At 63.9% G+C, this 17398-nt stretch carries 15 protein-coding genes; 8 read left to right on the top strand and 7 right to left on the bottom strand.

Annotated elements, in window-relative coordinates:
* The first annotated feature begins 22 nt into the window (after positions 1-22).
* Entirely contained in the window at positions 23-1228 is a 1206-nt protein-coding gene (gene chrA / locus P3T42_RS24470) for a chromate efflux transporter (RefSeq protein ID WP_429307476.1), read from the top strand.
* A 32-nt stretch (positions 1229-1260) separates the two neighbouring features.
* Here the strand turns inward: chrA and P3T42_RS24465 are convergent, their stop codons facing one another.
* A complete protein-coding gene (locus P3T42_RS24465; RefSeq protein ID WP_429307475.1) occupies positions 1261-2187 on the bottom strand; it encodes a bifunctional helix-turn-helix transcriptional regulator/GNAT family N-acetyltransferase in 927 nt (308 codons plus the stop codon).
* Positions 2188-2566: 379 nt separating this feature from the next.
* On the opposite strand from P3T42_RS24465, the gene P3T42_RS24460 reads away from it, so the two are divergent.
* From P3T42_RS24460 to nagE, 5 genes are all read left to right on the top strand, one after another.
* On the top strand, positions 2567-3301 hold the full coding sequence (locus tag P3T42_RS24460) for a GntR family transcriptional regulator (protein ID WP_074300887.1): 735 nt from the start codon (positions 2567-2569) through the stop codon (positions 3299-3301).
* 106 nt (positions 3302-3407) lie between these two features.
* Positions 3408-4511: an N-acetylglucosamine-6-phosphate deacetylase gene (nagA, locus tag P3T42_RS24455; protein WP_074300886.1), complete on the top strand. Its 1104-nt coding sequence runs from the start codon at positions 3408-3410 to the stop codon at positions 4509-4511.
* Complete coding sequence (locus tag P3T42_RS24450; protein ID WP_429307532.1) at positions 4504-5511, top strand: SIS domain-containing protein; 1008 nt, start codon at positions 4504-4506, stop codon at positions 5509-5511. The genes nagA and P3T42_RS24450 overlap by 8 nt, the downstream gene beginning before the upstream one ends.
* Before the next feature lie 39 nt (positions 5512-5550).
* Positions 5551-8106: a phosphoenolpyruvate--protein phosphotransferase gene (gene ptsP, locus P3T42_RS24445; RefSeq protein ID WP_429307474.1), complete on the top strand. Its 2556-nt coding sequence runs from the start codon at positions 5551-5553 to the stop codon at positions 8104-8106.
* A gap of 84 nt (positions 8107-8190) precedes the next feature.
* A complete protein-coding gene (gene nagE, locus P3T42_RS24440) occupies positions 8191-9969 on the top strand; it encodes an N-acetylglucosamine-specific PTS transporter subunit IIBC (protein ID WP_429307473.1) in 1779 nt (592 codons plus the stop codon).
* 161 nt (positions 9970-10130) lie between these two features.
* Here the strand turns inward: nagE and cydX are convergent, their stop codons facing one another.
* The 5 genes from cydX to rpoH all read right to left on the bottom strand — a co-directional run bounded on the left by cydX (position 10131) and on the right by rpoH (position 14583).
* A complete protein-coding gene (gene cydX / locus P3T42_RS24435; RefSeq protein ID WP_074300882.1) occupies positions 10131-10250 on the bottom strand; it encodes a cytochrome bd-I oxidase subunit CydX in 120 nt (39 codons plus the stop codon).
* Positions 10251-10307: 57 nt separating this feature from the next.
* The gene (gene cydB / locus P3T42_RS24430) at positions 10308-11444 is read right to left on the bottom strand and encodes a cytochrome d ubiquinol oxidase subunit II (protein WP_074300881.1); all 1137 of its coding nucleotides are present in this window, start codon (positions 11442-11444) and stop codon (positions 10308-10310) included.
* A gap of 53 nt (positions 11445-11497) precedes the next feature.
* Positions 11498-13096 (bottom strand): cytochrome ubiquinol oxidase subunit I, encoded by a 1599-nt coding sequence (locus P3T42_RS24425; RefSeq protein ID WP_074300880.1) that lies wholly within the window; start codon positions 13094-13096, stop codon positions 11498-11500.
* Positions 13086-13346 (bottom strand): cytochrome oxidase putative small subunit CydP, encoded by a 261-nt coding sequence (gene cydP / locus P3T42_RS24420; RefSeq protein WP_429307472.1) that lies wholly within the window; start codon positions 13344-13346, stop codon positions 13086-13088. The genes P3T42_RS24425 and cydP overlap by 11 nt, the downstream gene beginning before the upstream one ends.
* 301 nt (positions 13347-13647) lie before the next feature.
* On the bottom strand, positions 13648-14583 hold the full coding sequence (rpoH, locus tag P3T42_RS24415) for an RNA polymerase sigma factor RpoH (protein ID WP_074300878.1): 936 nt from the start codon (positions 14581-14583) through the stop codon (positions 13648-13650).
* Positions 14584-14969: 386 nt separating this feature from the next.
* Between rpoH and P3T42_RS24410 the strand changes: the two genes are divergently transcribed.
* Together P3T42_RS24410 and P3T42_RS24405 are read left to right on the top strand one after the other, a co-directional pair.
* Positions 14970-15101: an acyloxyacyl hydrolase gene (locus tag P3T42_RS24410; protein WP_429307531.1), complete on the top strand. Its 132-nt coding sequence runs from the start codon at positions 14970-14972 to the stop codon at positions 15099-15101.
* A 44-nt stretch (positions 15102-15145) separates the two neighbouring features.
* Complete coding sequence (locus P3T42_RS24405) at positions 15146-15529, top strand: nuclear transport factor 2 family protein (protein WP_074300876.1); 384 nt, start codon at positions 15146-15148, stop codon at positions 15527-15529.
* A 122-nt stretch (positions 15530-15651) separates the two neighbouring features.
* Here the strand turns inward: P3T42_RS24405 and leuA are convergent, their stop codons facing one another.
* On the bottom strand, positions 15652-17355 hold the full coding sequence (gene leuA / locus P3T42_RS24400; RefSeq protein ID WP_429307471.1) for a 2-isopropylmalate synthase: 1704 nt from the start codon (positions 17353-17355) through the stop codon (positions 15652-15654).
* Positions 17356-17398: the final 43 nt, after the last annotated feature.

Genomic DNA, 17398 nt, shown 5'->3' with positions numbered 1-17398 from the left:
CCTGTTCTACGAGGACTGCTGCATGGCTTCACAGGACTCAATGGCGCGCCTCACTGCGCCGCGCATTTTCCTGATCTTCCTGAAACTGGGCCTTACTTGCTTCGGCGGTCCGGTCGCGCATATCGGCTTCTTCCGCGATGAATTCGTCAAACGGAGGGCATGGCTGAGCGACGAAGCATTTGCCGATATCGTTGCGCTCTGCCAGTTCATGCCGGGACCGTCGAGCAGCCAGGTCGGCATCGCACTTGGGCTGAGACAGGGTGGTCTCGCTGGTGCGTTTGCCGCGTGGCTCGGCTTTACCTTGCCGTCCGCGGTTTTGTTGTGGGCGTTTGGGCTTGTGATGACGCACTACGGCGCCGGCGCCGCCTCCGCCGGCTGGTTGCATGGCCTCGGACTGGCCGCCGTAGCGGTCGTCGCGCAAGCACTCTGGAGCATGACTCGCACGCTCTGTCCGGATTTGCCGCGGCTGGCAATTGCTGCAGTGGCTGCGGCCGTGATGCTCAGCGGCGCGACGCCGTTGATGCAAATTGCCGCACTGCTGGTCGGTGCACTGGCGGGCTGGTTGCTGCGACACCGCTTGCCCGTACCGGGTAGCGCGGGTGAGCCGATCACGAGGAGTACCGCGGCGCATCCTGCACTCGTGCTCGCGCTGTTTGCGGCGCTGCTGTTCGGGTTGCCGGCCATGGCGGCACTCTCGGGCAGTTACGCGCTGCATCTGTTCAGCAGTTTCTTTCGGGTGGGTTCGCTGGTTTTCGGCGGCGGTCACGTCGTGCTGCCCTTGCTCGAGTCAGTCGTGGTGACGTCCGGCTGGGTTCGGCCCGACGCTTTTATCGCCGGTTACGGTGCTGCTCAAGCGGTGCCGGGTCCGCTCTTCACCTTCGCGGCTTTCCTCGGCAGCGTTTCCAGCCAGCAGCCGGCGGGCATTGTCGGAGCGGCAATCGCGGTGGTCGCCATCTTTCTGCCTTCGTTTCTGCTCGTGGTTGGCGTGGTGCCCCTGTGGGACCGGCTGCGCTCGGTGCGCTGGGTGCGTTACGCGCTACTGGGTATCAATGCCGCCGTCGTTGGCTTGCTGGGCGCAGCGTTCTACTCGCCGCTTTGCGTTCATTCACTCCGCAGCCTCACCGACGTTGCCTTTGCCGCCGCTGCGCTGGTGCTGCTGTGGGCACTGCGTACGCCCCCATGGCTGGTGGTGGCATTGGCGGCGGCGGTGGGGGAGTTGATTTTCTAGATTCTCTTCGAGCTGCAGCCGCCCAAGCCCCTCTACAGATCGCGCTCCCAGCGCTCCACCGTCAGGTCATGGCCGAAGCGTAGCTCCGGCGTCGAGCTGGCGCAGATAAACCCGGCGCGCTCGCAGAGCCGCCGCGACTCGGCAAGCGTGGTGACGGTCGAGAGCGTCAGCTTGGTATAGCCCGCGCGTCTCGCGAATCGCGCGCATTCGTCGACCAGTTGCGTGCCGATACCGAGGCGGCGCATATCGGGCTCGATGTACAGCAGTTCGACCCGCGCGACCGTGGCCGACACGCCCATCACCATGGCTGAACCGACAATCGAATCGTCCTGTTCGGCGATCCAGCAGGTCTCGCGTAGCGGATCGCGATTCAGCGTGAAGTCCGCGACCGTCTTCGCGAGCCATCCTTCGAACGATTGATCCCAGCCGTGTTCGCTGGCGAACAATATGGCTTGCCGGTGCACCAGCCAGCCATATTCGCCGCCGCGCGGCGCCCGCAAGGTGATGATGCCGCGCCGCGGCTGATCGTCGAGCAGCCGTTCGACGAGCTTCATGGCGCCGATCAGTTGCTCCTGCGAACTGTCTGCGAGCCGTTCCAGCACCGACAGCACTTCTTCGATGGCGGCGCAGTCGAGCGGTGCATAAGCGGCATGACCCTCGTCGGTAAGCGCGATGAGCGACTGACGCGCGTCGCTTTCCGAGGGACGCCGGGTGATCAGGTTGCGGCGCTCGAAGCTCGTCAGCAGACGGCTCAGATAGCCGCTGTCGAGTCCCAGGTTGCGCGTCAGTACCGCGGCGGTTTGTGCGCGTTCGCGTGCCAGTTCATGCAGCACGCGCACCTCGGTCAATGAGAACGCGCTTTTTTGCAGGCGCTCATGCAGTGCGCCGACGTGCTTCGTATAGAAGCGGTTGAAGTGGCGAACTGCCTCAGCGCGCCGCAGCGCTGTGGGATCGGTCAACGTACGGCTCTCCGGGGGGTTTCGTGAGTGTCACACAGCGGGATATTGGCTGCCATCCTATATAAAAACGGAAAATATTGTGCTCCAGCCGCATCGCAAGGCATTAGTAAGACGAAACTAGCAAGGTGATGTTAAGCGCTCTGTGCGGTAGCGAACCAGTGGTTCGCTACTGGGCCGGAAATGATGCCGAATACGGGTAAATACCGATCATCGAAGATGCCCGGAAAATCGCTGTAAATCACGCTAAATCCCTTTCCCATCAAGGCTTTGAGGGCGATCTGCGAGGCCTGAAACAACTCGATTGACTGGTATTATGGTGGTTATATAATGGGCTCTCCTTTCGTAGCCCGTGCTCGTCCTTTCGACCCATCCGAGTCCCATGGAAACACGCTGGTCCGCATTGATGCCTGACGCTCGCAACGTCACGCCGCTCTATCTGCAACTCGCGCGCAACCTGGCCACGGCGATCCACTGTGGCGTCTGGTCGGCCGGCGAGGCGTTGCCGTCGGAGCGTACGTTGTCGGATGCGATTGGCGTGTCGCGCATTACCGCGCGCAAGGCGATTGAGCTGCTGGTCGAGCAAGGCCTGATCCGGCGTGCGCGAGGAGCGGGCAGCTTCATCACGCCGCGCGTCGAAGATCCGCTGTCGCGGCTCACCGGCTTCACGAAAAAGATGCAGCAACGCGGCTTTCGTCCGGACTCAGTCTGGCTCGAGCGCGGCATCCGCGCGGCGAATCGCGACGAACTGGTGCACCTCGGCCTGTCGCCGGGCGCGGCGGTCACGAGTCTGCGGCGCCTGCGGCGCGCGGACGGCATCGTGATGGCGGTGGAGCATTCGGCGTTGCCGGCCTCGATCGTGCCCGACCCGCAGGCCATCGGCGTGTCGTTGTACAGCTATCTGGAACAGCGCGGCATGGCGGTGGTGCGCGCGCTGCAGCACTTTCGGGCCGTCAATGCGACGAGCGAGATTGCGTCGTTGATGGACATCGAGCCGCGCTCGGCGCTGCTGGTGATCACGCGCATCGGCTATAGCGCCGATCAGCGCGCGATCGAATTGACGGACACCTACTGCCGGGACGATTACTACGACTTTGTCGCCGAGTTGCGCCAATGAGGGCGCAATAACGTCGCAGGACCGGCGCAGTATCGGCGCAACCCTCGCGCAAGGCTGAAGAGCGCGAATTGGCAACGTATCGCACTACGTAATATCAGAGAGACTCATGCTGACCGGAAACATACTCACCACCGATGGGTGGATTTACGGCACGCTCGAATACGAAAACGGCCGCATCACGTCGCTCACGGGCGAGCGGGTCGACCCGTCCACCAACGACGCGCCCTATATCCTGCCGGGCTTCATCGATCTGCACGTGCACGGCGGCGGCGGCTCCGACGTCATGGAGGCGGGCAACGCGATCGAGACGATCACGCGCACGCACGCCCGCTTCGGCACCACCAGCCTGCTCGCCACCACGATGACCGCGCCGCGCGAAGAGCTGATGAACGTGGTCGCGAATCTCGGCGACGTCGCCCGGGTGCGCACGCCGGGTGGTTCGCGCGTGCTGGGGGTTCACCTCGAAGGCCCGTATATCAATCCCGGCAAGCTCGGTGCGCAGCCGGACGCCGCGGTGTCGGCGGTGCTCGATGAAGTGCTGAAGTATCTGTCCATCGCGCCAATCCGCGTGGTCACGATCGCGCCGGAAATCTCCGGCCACATGGACATCATTTCCGAAATCGCCGCGCGCGGCGTGCGCGTGCAGCTCGGCCATTCGCTCGGTACCTACGACGATGCCGTCGCCGCGCTCAAGCACGGCGCGTGCGGCTTTACGCATCTGTTCAACGCGATGTCGCCGCTGCATCACCGCAATCCCGGCATGGTCGGCGCCGCGCTCGCGCACGCCGAGTTCGCGGAGATCATCCCCGATCTGCTGCACGTGCATCCTGGCGCGATTCGCGCCGCCATGCGGGCGATTCCGCGCGTGTATGTGGTGACCGACAGCACCTCCGCTACCGGCATGCCGGACGGTGAGTACCGTCTCGGCAGCCAGCATGTCACGAAGTGTCTGGGCGGCGTCCGTCTTGCCGACGGCACGCTCGCCGGCAGCACCCTGACGATGGATCAGGCGCTGCGCAATCTGGTATCGATCGGCTTGCCTATGGCCGATGTGTCAAACCGTCTGTCGCGCTACGCCGCCGACTACCTCGGCATCGAAGACCGCGGCCGCATCGCGCGCGGTGCCTGGGCCGATATCGTCGTGTTCGATCGTGAACTGGCGCTGACCGCGACTTACGTCGAAGGAGAATCAATTGTCGAATATGCTTAACGAAGCGCTGGCGTCCGCCGAAGTGGTCGCCGCGCAGCTTGCCGATACGTCGCGCGTCGAGGCGCTCGCGCGGAAGCTCGCTGAACATCCGCGCCATGTCGCGCTCACTGTGGCACGCGGTAGCTCGGACCACGCAGCCAGTTATTTCGCAAGCCTTACCATGAGCCGCATCGGCGTGCCGGTCGCTTCGTTGCCGATGTCCGTGGCGACGCTGCAGCAGGCGCCATTGCAAGTGCGCGATCAGTTGGCTGTCGCGTTCTCGCAGTCCGGCAAGAGCCCGGATCTGGTCGGCACGATGGTTGCGTTGCGCGAGGCCGGCGCCCTGACCGTGGCCGCCGTGAACGCGCCGCAATCGCCGCTGTCCGACGCGTGCGAATGGCACCTGCCGCTCGTCGCCGGTCCTGAATTGAGCGTCGCGGCCACCAAGAGCTATATCGCGATGCTGTCGATCTCCGCGCAACTGGTGGCGCACTGGCAGCGCGACGAAGCGTTGCTCGCTGCGCTGCGCGACTTGCCCGAAGCCTTGCGGCGCGCCGGCCAGCTCGACTGGAGCCAGGCCGTTGAAGAATTGCGCGGTGTCGAACGCATGATCGTGATCGGCCGGGGTCTCGGTCTTGCGATCGCGCAGGAAGCGGCGCTTAAGCTCAAGGAAACCTCGGGCATCCAGGCCGAGGCGTTTTCAAGCGCCGAAGTGCGCCATGGTCCGATGGAGTTGATCGATCGCGACTACCCGCTGCTGGTGTTCGCGCCGCGCGGCCCCGAGCAGGCCGGCCTGATCCAGCTTGCCCGCGACATGCAGGCGCGCGGCGCACGCGTGCTGCTCGCCGCCCCGGCCGATGTGCCGGAAGCCACTTTGCCGCTCGTGACGACGGCCCATGCGGCGCTCGACCCGATCGCCGCCATTCTTTCCTTTTACGTGATGGCTGCGGGTCTTGCCGCCGCACGCGGACGCAATCCCGATGCGCCGCGCCATCTGAATAAAGTCACCGAAACTCACTGATCGAGAAATCAGATGCGACGTGTCGAGGAGTCCCGCTTGATGAGCCATTCCCAAGGCCATATTGTTTTGCTCGCGCCCATGACCGGTCCGGTCGTGCCGCTCGCGAACGTGCCCGACCCTGTGTTTTCGGGCGGCATGTTCGGCGACGGGATTGGCGTGGATCCGCTGGAGGGCAAACTCGTCGCGCCGTGCGACGGGGTTGTCACGCATCTGGCGCGCACCGGTCATGCGCTGACGCTGGCGACGGCCGAGGGCGCGGAGATCCTGCTGCACATCGGTATCGACACGGTCGAACTGAACGGCCGCGGCTTTACGCCGAAGGTCGCGCAGGGCGCCCAGGTGCGCACTGGCGATCTGTTGATCGAGTTCGATCAGGATCTGGTGGCGTGCAATGCGCCGAGCCTGGTGTCGGTGATTGCGATTGCGAACTCGGATGCGTTCGAGATCGTCGAGCGCGCGGAAGGCGGCATGCTGAAGGCGGGTAAAACGCCGTTGCTGGTGCTGCGCGAGCGAGGCGGCGCGGCGGCGGAAGCCTCGCGCCAGGCGACTCATGTGACGGAAGAAGCGCGCCAGACGGTGACGCTCGGTCACGCCGGCGGTTTGCATGCGCGTCCCGCGGCTCGTGCGCGTGAAGCGGCGCGCGGTCTCGATGCACGCGTTGAAGTGCGTTACGACGGCCGTAAGGCGCCGATCGAAAGCGTCGTGGGTCTGCTCGGCCTCGGCGCGGGCGAAGGTGCGACGGTCGAAATTCTCGGCGTCGGTCCGCAAGCGGCTGCCGCGGTCGAAGCGGTCGCGCATGAGTTGCTGCGCGAAGCGCATGGCGAAGTCGAAGAAAAGCCGGCCCGGCAAAGTTCGCCGGCGCCTCTGATGGCCCAGACAGGCGGTGCGCCGCTCGCGCCCAATACGCTAGCGGGCGTTTGCGCGGCGCCTGGCATCGCGGTCGGCAAGCTGGTGCGCTGGGACGATGCGGATCTCGATCCACCCGAGACGGCAAGCGGCACGTCGGCGGCGGAAAGCCGTCTGCTCGACAAGGCGCTTGCCACCGTCGACGCCGAACTGAACACAACAGTGCGCGATGCCTCGCAACGCGGCGCGCATGGCGAGGCGGGCATTTTCGCGGTCCACCGCGTCTTGCTTGAAGATCCGACGCTGCTCGACGCGGCACGCGATCAGATCAGCCTTGGAAAGAGCGCCGGCTTTGCATGGCGCCAGTCGATCCGCGCACAGATCGCAGTCCTGACGAAAGTCGACGACGCGCTGCTCGCCGAACGGGCCGCGGATCTGCGCGATCTGGAAAAGCGCGTGCTGCGCGCGCTCGGCTATTCGAACAACGCGGCACGGACGCTGCCGAACGAAGCCGTGCTGGTGGCCGAAGAGTTCACGCCTTCCGATCTGTCGTCGCTGGACCGTACGCATGTCACGGCACTGGTGATGGCCCGTGGCGGCGCGACCTCGCACGCGGCGATTCTCGCGCGGCAGAGCGGCATTCCGGCGCTGGTAGCCGTGGGCGACGCCCTGCATGCGATTCCCGAAGGCACCGAAGTCGTGGTCGATGCGTCTGCCGGGCGAATCGAATTTGCGCCGACGGCGCTGGACGTAGAGCGCGCCCGCGTCGAACGCACACGGCTTGCCGGCGTGCGCGAAGCGAACCGCCGCACCTCGCAACAGGCAGCCGCGACGGCGGACGGCCACGCGGTCGAAGTGGCGGCGAACATCGCCACGCTGGACGACGCGAAGACGGCGGTCGAGAACGGCGCGGATGCGGTTGGCCTGCTGCGCACCGAACTGCTGTTCATCCACCGCGCCTCGGCCCCGACCACCGACGAGCATCGCCAAAGCTATCAGTCGATCGTCGATGCGCTCGCCGGCCGTACCGCCATCATCCGCACGCTGGATGTCGGCGCGGACAAGGAAGTCGATTATCTGACGCTGCCGCCCGAGCCGAACCCCGCGCTCGGCCTGCGCGGCATCCGTCTGGCGCAAGTCCGCCCGGACCTGCTCGACGACCAGTTGCGCGGCCTGCTGGCGGTGCAACCGCTCGGCGCTGTGCGCATCCTGCTGCCGATGGTGACGGACGCCGGCGAACTGATCCGCTTGCGCAAGCGCATCGACGAATTCGCCCGCGAGATGGGCCGCACCGATCCGATCGAAGTCGGCGTGATGATCGAAGTGCCGTCGGCGGCGTTGCTGGCCGATCAACTGTCGCAGTACGCGGACTTCCTCTCGATCGGCACCAACGATCTGACGCAATACACGCTGGCGATGGACCGCTGCCAGGCCGACCTCGCCGCGCAAGCCGACGGTCTGCATCCGGCGGTGCTGCGCCTGATTGCAGCGACCGTGCAGGGCGCGAACAGGCATGGCAAATGGGTGGGCGTGTGCGGGGCACTGGCGGGCGATCCGCTGGCCGTGCCGCTGCTCGTCGGCCTGGGCGTGACCGAGCTGTCGGTGGACCCGGTGTCGGTGCCGGGCATCAAGGCGCGAGTGCGCAACCTCAATTATCAGCTGTGCCAACAACGTGCCCAGGATGTCCTGGCGCTGGAGTCGGCGCAGGCGGTAAGAGCAGTGAGCCGCGAAACCTGGCCGCTGGACTGAACCCCACACAGTCCACGGCGCAATTTCGCTACATAACCACGTAAAGCTACGACTCGACGAAGAGACAAAGGATTGGAGGTGTAAATGGATGGGAATCCGTTTCTGAAGGTGCAGCGGCTCGGCCGCGCGCTGATGCTGCCGATTGCGGTGCTACCGGTTGCCGGGCTGCTGCTGCGACTTGGCCAGCCTGATGTGTTCAACATCAAGATGATCGCCGACGCGGGCGGTGCGATTTTCGACAACCTGCCGCTGCTGTTTGCAATCGGCATCGCGGTCGGCTTCGCGAAGGACAACAACGGCGTGGCGGCGCTCGCGGGCGCGATCGGTTATCTGGTCGAAATCGCGGTGATGAAGGACATCAACGACAAGCTCAACATGGGCGTGTTGTCGGGGATCGTGGCGGGTCTCGTGGCCGGGATGTTGTACAACAAGTACAAGGACATCAAGCTACCCGAGTACCTCGCGTTCTTTGGAGGGAAACGCTTCGTGCCGATTGTCACGGGGGTGACCTGTCTGGTGATCGGCATTGTGCTCGGCTACGTCTGGCAACCGGTGCAGTCGGCGATCGACATGGCCGGCCACTGGCTGACCACCGCCGGCGCGATCGGCGCCTTCGTGTTCGGCGTGCTGAACCGCTTGCTGCTGGTGACGGGCCTGCACCACATCCTGAACTCGCTGACGTGGTTCGTGTTCGGCAGCTTCACGCCGCCGGGTGGCGGGGCTGCGGTCACGGGCGACCTGCACCGCTTCTTCGCGGGCGACCCGACCGCCGGCACCTTCATGACGGGCTTCTTCCCGGTGATGATGTTCGGCCTGCCGGCCGCGTGTCTCGCGATGTTCCATGAGGCACCGAAGGAACGCCGCGCGATGGTCGGCGGCCTGCTGTTCTCGATGGCGCTCACCTCGTTCCTGACGGGCGTGACCGAGCCGATCGAATTCAGCTTCATGTTCCTCGCACCGGTGCTGTATGCGATCCACGCGGTGCTGACCGGTATCTCGCTCGCCGTCTGCTCGGCGCTGGGGATTCACCTCGGCTTCACCTTCTCGGCTGGCGCGATCGACTATGTGCTGAACTACGGTCTGTCGACCAAGGGCTGGTGGGCGCTGGTGATCGGTGCGATCTACGCCGTCGTGTACTACGGCCTGTTCCGCTTCTTCATCCGCAAGTTCAATATGGCGACGCCGGGCCGCGAACCCGCTGCTGCTGAAGAACAGATCGAGTCGTTCGATAAGGGCGGTTACGTTGCACCGGCTGCTGCCGCATCCGTGCCGCGTGCCCAGCGCTATATCGCAGCATTGGGCGGCGCCGCGAACCTGTCGATCGTCGATGCCTGTACGACGCGTCTGCGTCTGTCGGTGGTGGACCCGAGCAAGGTTTCGGAAGCGGATCTGAAGACGATCGGTGCGCGTGGTGTGCTGAAGCGTGGCGCTACCAGCGTGCAGGTGATCATCGGACCGGAAGCGGACATCATCGCCGACGAAATCCGTACCGTGATTGCTCAGGGCGGCGGCGTCGAGGCTAAGCCGGCAGTGGCGGCGGCAGCGTCTGCTGCTCCTGCTGCAGCGGTTGCCGGTGCGCAAAGCGGTCCGCTCGATCCCGATCCGGCGCGCTGGCTCGCGGTGTTCGGCGGTGCGACCAATATCGTGTCGCTGGATGCGGTGGCGTCGACCCGTCTGCGCGTCGTGGTGACGGACCCGACCGCGGTGGATCGTCAGCGTCTCGCCGCGCTCGACGTGGCGTGGATCTCGCCGGATACGTTCCACATCGTCGTCGGTGAGGCTGCACCGCGTTATGCGCAGCAGTTGTCGGCACGTTTGCCGGCGGCGGGTGCAACGGGTGGGGTTACGCCTCAACCGGCGTGACGCGATGTGACACGGGAGCGGCTTCGACCGTCTCCGTGTCACGGGAATGAATCTGCACGAAAAAGAGCGGCGCCTGTCATTCAGGCGCCGCTCTTTCGTTTACCGCTCGCCATGAATGAGCTGCTTGAACAAGCCGCTCATCAGGGTTCCTCAGCAGGTGGTCAATCCGTCTTGCGCTTTGCCGCCGCCTCAGCCGGCCGCTGCGACTCGAGCCACATCACATTGATGATGCCAAACGAGAGGGCCACGCCAATACCGAGAATCCAGCTGAAATACCACATCATGTGCTCCTGTGAATTCAGTTTCATTTACGTCTGCGACGCCATGGGAAGGACGCCTCAATACATCGAGTGGCTGTTCTCCTCGAGCGCGGCCCTCGTCACCTTGCCGCGCATCACGCGGTACACCCAGCTCGTGTAGATCAGGATGATGGGCAGGAAGATGATCACGGCGATCAGCATGATCTGCAGCGTCATCTGGCTCGAAGTCGAATCCCACACGGTGAGGCTGCTGCGTCCGTCGAGCGACGACGGCATGATGAACGGGAACATCGAGAAGCCTGCCGTCAGGATCACGCCGACGATCATCAGCCCGGTGCAGATAAACGCGCTCTTCTCAAAGCGCGAGCTTGCGAGCAGCACGGCCAGCATACCGCCCACTACGCCGATCACCGGCGCCGCGACCATCCACGGGTAGGTGGAGTAATTGGTGAGCCACAAACCGGGCGCTCCGATCACGCTCTTCAACAGCGGATTGGCGACCGTATCGAACGGCGCGGCGTCGACGATCTGATAGCCGCCGATCATCGTCGCAACCAGCGCGCCGGCAACCAGGAACAACACCACGCCGGCCAGCGACGCGATGCGCAACGCCAGCGACGCGCGACGCGCAATCACGTCGTCCGTTTTCATCTTCACGAAGGCGGCGCCGTGCGCGGCCAGCATCGACACGCTGACGAGCCCGCACAGCACCGCAAACGGATTGAGCAGCGCGAAGAAACTGCCGTGGTAGGTGACGCGCAAGTCCGTATCGAACGAGAACGGCACGCCTTGCAGCAGGTTGCCGAAGGCGACGCCGATCACCAGCGCCGGCACGAAGCCGCCGATGAACAGCGCCCAGTCCCACGCGCTACGCCAGCGCGGATCTTCACGCTTGCTGCGGTAGTCGAAACCCACCGGCCGGAAGAACAGCGAGAACAGCACCAGCAGCATGGCGAAATAGAAACCCGAAAACGACGCGGCGTAGACGAGCGGCCACGCGGCGAACATCGCGCCGCCTGCGGTGATGAACCAGACCTGGTTGCCTTCCCACGTTGCGCCGACCGTATTGACGACGATGCGCCGCTCCGTATCGGTCTTCGCGATGAAGGGCAGCAGAATGGCCGTGCCCATGTCGAAACCGTCGGTGAGGGCGAAGCCGATCAGCAACACGCCGATCAGGACCCACCAGATCACTTTGAGGGTTGCGTAATCCATGATGATTTTTCCCTTTTACACAGCTTGGACAGCTTGCGCAGCGTGATGGCGACTCATGCGGCCGTGGTGCTCAGCGGCTTGGACGGTTGACCGGGCGGCGGCGTTTCGTGGTGGTAGCGTCCCGTATGCAGTGACGACGGGCCGAGGCGCGCGTACTTGAACATCAGCGTGATCTCGATCACGAAGAGCGCCGTGTAGAACACCACGAAGCCGCCAATGCTCAGATACAGGTCGGTGGCCGTCAGGCTCGAGGCAGACAATGCCGTGGGCAGGATGCCGGCAATGGTCCACGGTTGACGGCCCACTTCGGCCACCACCCAGCCGAATTCCGCCGCGATCCACGGCAATGGAATGGCCCACACGGCCCAGCGCAGGAACCAGCGGCGCTTGTCGAGCAGCAGCGAACGCTGTGCGCAGAACCAGAACGCCAGCACGAAGGTCGCAAGAAACAGGATGCCGAGGCCCACCATGATCCGGAACGAGAAGAACACCGGCAGCACGGGCGGGATGGTCTTCTTCGCCGCCTGGGCGATCTGTTCCGGCGTCGCGTCGGTGACGTTGGCGGTGAACTGCTTGAGCATCAGCGCGTAGCCGAGATTGTCCTTGTGGAGTGCGAAGGTGGTCCTGGCGTCGTCGGTGGCATTGCCTTGCTTCAACTGCTGCAGCGCCCCGTACGCGAGCATGCCGTCCTTGATGCGGATTTCGTTGTGCGCGATCAGATCCTTCAGGCCGAGCACCGGTTCATCGAGCGAACGCGTCGCGATAATGCCGAGTGCGTACGGAATCCGGATCGCGTAGTCGGTCCGCTCTTCCTTCTGGTTCGGAATGCCGAAGATCGTGAACGGCGCCGGTGCCGGCGCGGTTTCCCATTCCGATTCGATGGCGGCGAGTTTGACCTGCTGGACTTCGCCGGTGCGGTAGCCCGATTCGTCGCCGAGCACGATCACACAGACCGTCGACGCCAGGCCGAAACCCGCCGCAATCGCAAACGAGCGCAGCGCGAATTCGGTGTCGCGGCGCTTGAGCAGATACCACGACGAGATGCCGAGCACGAACATCGACGCGGTCACATAACCGGCCGACACCGTATGCACGAACTTCACCTGCGCCACTGGGTTGAACAGCACGGCGAAGATGCTCGACAGCTCCATGCGCATGGTTTCGTAGTTGAACTCGGCGCCGACCGGATTGTTCATCCAGCCGTTCGCGACCAGAATCCACAGCGCCGACAGGTTCGAGCCCAGCGCCACGAGGAAGGTGACGATCAGATGCTGCACTCGCGACAGACGGTTCCAGCCGAAGAAGAACAGGCCGACGAAAGTCGATTCGAGGAAGAAAGCCATCAGCCCTTCGACGGCGAGCGGCACGCCGAAGATGTCGCCCACGTAATGCGAGTAATACGACCAGTTGGTGCCGAACTGGAACTCGAGCGTGAGGCCGGTCGTGACGCCCATGGCGAAGTTGATGCCGAACAGCTTGCCCCAGAACTGCGTCATGTCCTTGTAGATCTGCTTGCCGGTCATCACGTAGACGGCTTCCATGATGACGAGCAGCCACGACAGTCCAAGCGTCAGGGGGACGAACAGAAAGTGATAAAGCGCCGTCACGGCGAACTGGAGGCGCGAAAGATCGACGACTTCGCTAACGGGCATGTTGATCACCTTGAGACGGATGCGGGGCAGGCGCTGAAAGCAGGGCTTGCGCAACGAGTGCGGGCGGCATGGACATGTTGTCCGCCAGAGGATGATTGAAGAAGGCGTACTTCAGGACCATCAGGAGTGCAAATTTGATGGCGAGCACGATGGCGATATCTCGCCCAAAGGTGGGGCCGCGCGCCCAGTTGGCGATTCGCGCGCGCAGGGTGGCGCGAGGCGGATTCCTGTCGTGTAGCGTTATGGTCATGATCGGTCGATGGACGACTTCACACCGGTTTGCCCGGTCGGATTCAAACCGCGCAGGTGACCTGGGCGGCTTGGCGAGTACATAACGATATTAAGATAGGGGCTGGCAGCGAGGAAGTTCGCGACCGTGGCATTGGGTCGCGGAAGGGTGCCGTCCATCTCAGTAATACAAGCAAGCTTGCGATACGTCAAGGAAACGGGGTGCGATTTCCACGGGAGCAAGAAAAAGCCCTGCCGTCTTACGAAGGCAGGGCTAGTGTCTGACAGGGCACCGGAGGGTGCCGTGTGCGCCGTGTTGGGCGTTAAGCGTACTCGTTCAATGCGCTGCGCATTTTCTTCATGGCGCTGGCTTCGATCTGGCGAATCCGCTCGGCCGACACGCCGAATTCGTCGGCGAGATCATGCAGCGTGGAACCGCCCGAGCCGTCGTCTTCGACGTGCAGCCAGCGCGCTTCGATGATGCGGCGGCTGCGTGCATCCAACGATTCCAGCGCGCTGGCGATACCGTCGCTCTGCAGCTTGTCGCGCTGACGCGCGGCGAGCACAGCCGTCGGTTCGCTATGCGAATCGGCCAGATAGGCGATGGGCGCGTACGATTCCTCACCGTCCTCGACCTGGCCTTCCAGTGCGATGTCGCCGCCGGACAGCCGCGTTTCCATCTCGGCCACTTCCTCGCGCTTGACGTTCAGTTCCTTGGCGAGACCTTCGATCTCGTCCGGCGTGAACGCGCCCAAGCCCTGCTTGTGGCTGCGCAGGTTGAAGAACAGCTTGCGCTGCGCCTTGGTGGTGGCGACCTTCACCATGCGCCAGTTGCGCAGGATGTATTCGTGAATCTCAGCCTTGATCCAGTGCATGGCATACGACACGAGACGTACGTTCTGCTCCGGGTCGAAGCGCTTCACGGCCTTCATCAGGCCGATATTGCCTTCCTGGATCAGGTCGGCATGCGGCAGGCCGTAGCCCAGATAGTTACGCGCGATCGAAACCACCAGCCGCAGGTGCGACAGGACAAGGCGGCGCGCAGACTCCAGATTGGCCTGGTCGCGGAATTCAGTGGCGAACTGGCGTTCTTCCGCCGGCGTCAGCATCGGAATCCGGTTCACGGCCTGGATGTAGGCGTCGATATTGCCCAGTTGACCGGGCAGCAGCGAAGAATGCGAGAGCGCCAGTGCACCTGCCGAAGCGGCCTTAGCCGACGACGGGCTTAGAGTACTCGGAAGGGTCATTGCGTTGCTCACGTAGAAAACTCCTTGGAATCAGCAAATTGCTCAGTCGAACTTCGACTCCAGCGTGGATGTTAGCACTCTGAATTACCGAGTGCTAATACTTAGAGTGCGTGGGGGTATCCCGGTTCCCGCATGGCTATCGAAATTTGATTTTCAATAGCATCATACGCCTTCTGCAACTTCCCGGGGATGAGCGTAGGATTTGCTGTGGATACGCATCTGTCTGTGCGGAATCACCGGTTTTTTGAGGTTTGGGGCAGCAATCCGGCGGTTTCAGGCTTTCTTCTTATGATTTATTGCTCTTGTGGCCCCCAATATATAGAGGGTTTACTCGGTGTCTGGCGGGGGCGAACCGCACCGGGAAGGGCGGATTCCGGCCTGGGGCGGGGCCGAATTCGATCGGATGGCTGCCCGGCAGCCGTCCAGCGCACCTGGCGAGCTACCGGATTCAGCACCTGGCGAACAGCGGTATCAAAGAGCCGAATCCTGGTATAAATTTCAGCCAGCTATATTTGCAACGTAACTTCTGACGACCGTGGCCACTGTCGGCCCGTCGAGGCAAAGGGGCTGAGCAATGGCCGAAAAGGTGATCGAAGCGATTCGTGGACTCGAGCGCGACCGTTTTCGCGCGATGGTCGACGGTAACGGGCCGTTGCTCGACACGCTGCTCTCCGACAACGTGAGCTATATCCATACGAATGGCAAACGCGAAACGAAGCAGCAGTTCATCGACGGGATCACGGCCGGGCGCCGCCGCTACCGGCAGATCGAGATCCAGTCGCAGGATGTGCTGCCGGCCGGCCGCGAGACCTTTATCGTGACCGGCCGCGCGCTGATCGAGATGGAGGCGAACAACGGCGCGTTGCTGTTTCCGATTGCCTATACCGCGATCCACGCTCAGGTGGACGGGCATTGGCGGCTGGTGGCATGGCAGGCGACGCGTTGCGCGATCGAGTGAGGCCGGTGGGCTTCTTTCGTCAGGCCGCTTTTTGAGCGGCCCGCGCACGGAGGCGGCAGATCGTGCCGCGCCCGCTCAAGCTTTCGCCTGCCTTTGCATGCCTGCTGGCCGACACGTGGACCTCAGGCTGCGGCTCGACGGTCAGGCTCTTGCCACACGGCCCGATTCGCCCCGCAGGCCCGGTTGACCGCGCTGACAACCGCGTCCACGACTGCGGCTACATCCTCCGGGCTGACCCCAACGCCGTAACGGACTCCCTGTTCACCGACGCGGCAGCCCACGAACACGGCCGTGCGGCCGTCTGCTGTACGCGTGCTTTCCACCGAGGTGAGTTCGACAGGCTGCTCTGAGGCGGTCGCGAGCGCGGCGGTAACACGCTGGGCGTGTTGCTCAACCGCTTCGTATTGCCCCTGCCCCTGCCCCTGCGTGCCGCGCGCAGGTTTCGCCGCAGCCACGCTGAAGTCGCGGTTCTCCCACCGGACCGTCGACGCATTGACGCGCCGCGCCGGCCCGGCAACCTCGAAGTATTCCCGCGCGAACAACGCGCAGATCGCCTCGCCGCTTATCTCGGCGCCGCTGTGATCCGCGGCCGCCTGCACGGCCTGGCTGAACTCGATTTGCACGCGGCGCGACGGCGTGAAGCCCATACCGCGCTCGAGCAGATAGGTCGAGCCGCCCTTGCCCGACTGGCTGTTGACGCGGATCACGGCATCATAGCTGCGTCCTACATCGGCCGGGTCGACCGGCAGGTACGGCACCTCCCAGACGGCTTCCGGCGCCTGCTGCGCGAAGCCCTTGCGGATGGCGTCCTGATGCGAGCCGGAGAACGCCGTATAGACGAGGTCGCCGGCGTACGGATGGCGCGGATGCACGGGCAACTGGTTGCAACGCTCCACCACGCGGCGCACGGCGTCGATGTCCGAGAAATCGAGGCCCGGGTCGATGCCCTGCGAGTAGAGGTTCATCGCGAGCGTGACGAGGTCGACGTTGCCGGTGCGTTCGCCATTGCCGAACAGGCAGCCTTCGATGCGGTCGGCGCCGGCCATCAGCGCGAGCTCGGCGGCCGCGACCGCGGTGCCGCGGTCGTTATGCGGATGCACCGACAACACGATGCTGTCCCGGTAGCCGAGGTTGCGGTCCATCCATTCGATCTGATCGGCGTACACGTTCGGGGTGGCGGACTCGATTGTGGCGGGCAGGTTCACGATCATCTTGTGATCGCGCGTGGGCCGCCACGTTTGCGCGACCGCGTCGCACACCTCGCGGGCAAACGGCAGCTCGGTCATGCTGAAGGTTTCCGGCGAGTACTGGTAGATCCAGTGCGTCTGCGGCCGCGCTTGCGCGTACTGCTTGATGAGCCGGGTGCCCTCGACCGCGAGCGCTTTCACCTCATCCTTCGACTGGTTGAAGACGATCTTGCGGAACGACGGCGCGATCGCGTTGTAGAGATGCACGATCGCGCGCGGCACGCCGTCGAGCGCCTCGAAGGTGCGCGCGATCAGTTCCTCGCGTGCCTGGACGAGCACTTCGATCGTCACGTCGTCGGGAATGCGTTTTTCGTCGATCAGCTTGCGCACGAAATCGAAGTCGGTCTGCGAAGCCGACGGAAAGCCGACTTCGATTTCCTTGAAGCCGATCGCGACCAGCATCTCGAAGAATTCGAGCTTTTGCGCGCTGTTCATGGGTTCGATCAGCGCCTGGTTGCCATCGCGCAGATCGGTGCTCATCCAGACCGGCGCCTGCTGGATCGTGCGGCTGGGCCATTTTCGGCCGGTCAAACGGACGGCGGGGAAGGGGCGGTATTTTTCAGCGGGGTTGCGCAACATGGTGAGCCTCGTTCGTTTCGTTGGATGCCAAGGGGTGTGGCGT

The sequence above is a fragment of the Paraburkholderia sp. GAS38 genome, assembly GCF_050434965.1.
GTDB lineage: Bacteria > Pseudomonadota > Gammaproteobacteria > Burkholderiales > Burkholderiaceae > Paraburkholderia > Paraburkholderia phenazinium_A.
This window is presented reverse-complemented; position numbering and strand designations above follow the sequence as displayed.

Bases quoted from the DNA above. Each gene is read 5' to 3' on its own strand.
- P3T42_RS24460 (WP_074300887.1), top strand. From the start codon at position 2,567: ATGGAAACACGCTGGTCCGCATTGATGCCTGACGCTCGCAACGTCACG.
- cydP (WP_429307472.1), bottom strand. From the start codon at position 13,346: ATGACCATAACGCTACACGACAGGAATCCGCCTCGCGCCACCCTGCGC.
- leuA (WP_429307471.1), bottom strand. From the start codon at position 17,355: ATGTTGCGCAACCCCGCTGAAAAATACCGCCCCTTCCCCGCCGTCCGT.
- P3T42_RS24450 (WP_429307532.1), top strand. From the start codon at position 4,504: ATGCTTAACGAAGCGCTGGCGTCCGCCGAAGTGGTCGCCGCGCAGCTT.
- nagE (WP_429307473.1), top strand. From the start codon at position 8,191: ATGGATGGGAATCCGTTTCTGAAGGTGCAGCGGCTCGGCCGCGCGCTG.
- P3T42_RS24425 (WP_074300880.1), bottom strand. From the start codon at position 13,096: ATGCCCGTTAGCGAAGTCGTCGATCTTTCGCGCCTCCAGTTCGCCGTG.
- ptsP (WP_429307474.1), top strand. From the start codon at position 5,551: ATGAGCCATTCCCAAGGCCATATTGTTTTGCTCGCGCCCATGACCGGT.
- cydX (WP_074300882.1), bottom strand. From the start codon at position 10,250: ATGTGGTATTTCAGCTGGATTCTCGGTATTGGCGTGGCCCTCTCGTTT.
- nagA (WP_074300886.1), top strand. From the start codon at position 3,408: ATGCTGACCGGAAACATACTCACCACCGATGGGTGGATTTACGGCACG.
- cydB (WP_074300881.1), bottom strand. From the start codon at position 11,444: ATGGATTACGCAACCCTCAAAGTGATCTGGTGGGTCCTGATCGGCGTG.
- chrA (WP_429307476.1), top strand. From the start codon at position 23: ATGGCTTCACAGGACTCAATGGCGCGCCTCACTGCGCCGCGCATTTTC.
- P3T42_RS24405 (WP_074300876.1), top strand. From the start codon at position 15,146: ATGGCCGAAAAGGTGATCGAAGCGATTCGTGGACTCGAGCGCGACCGT.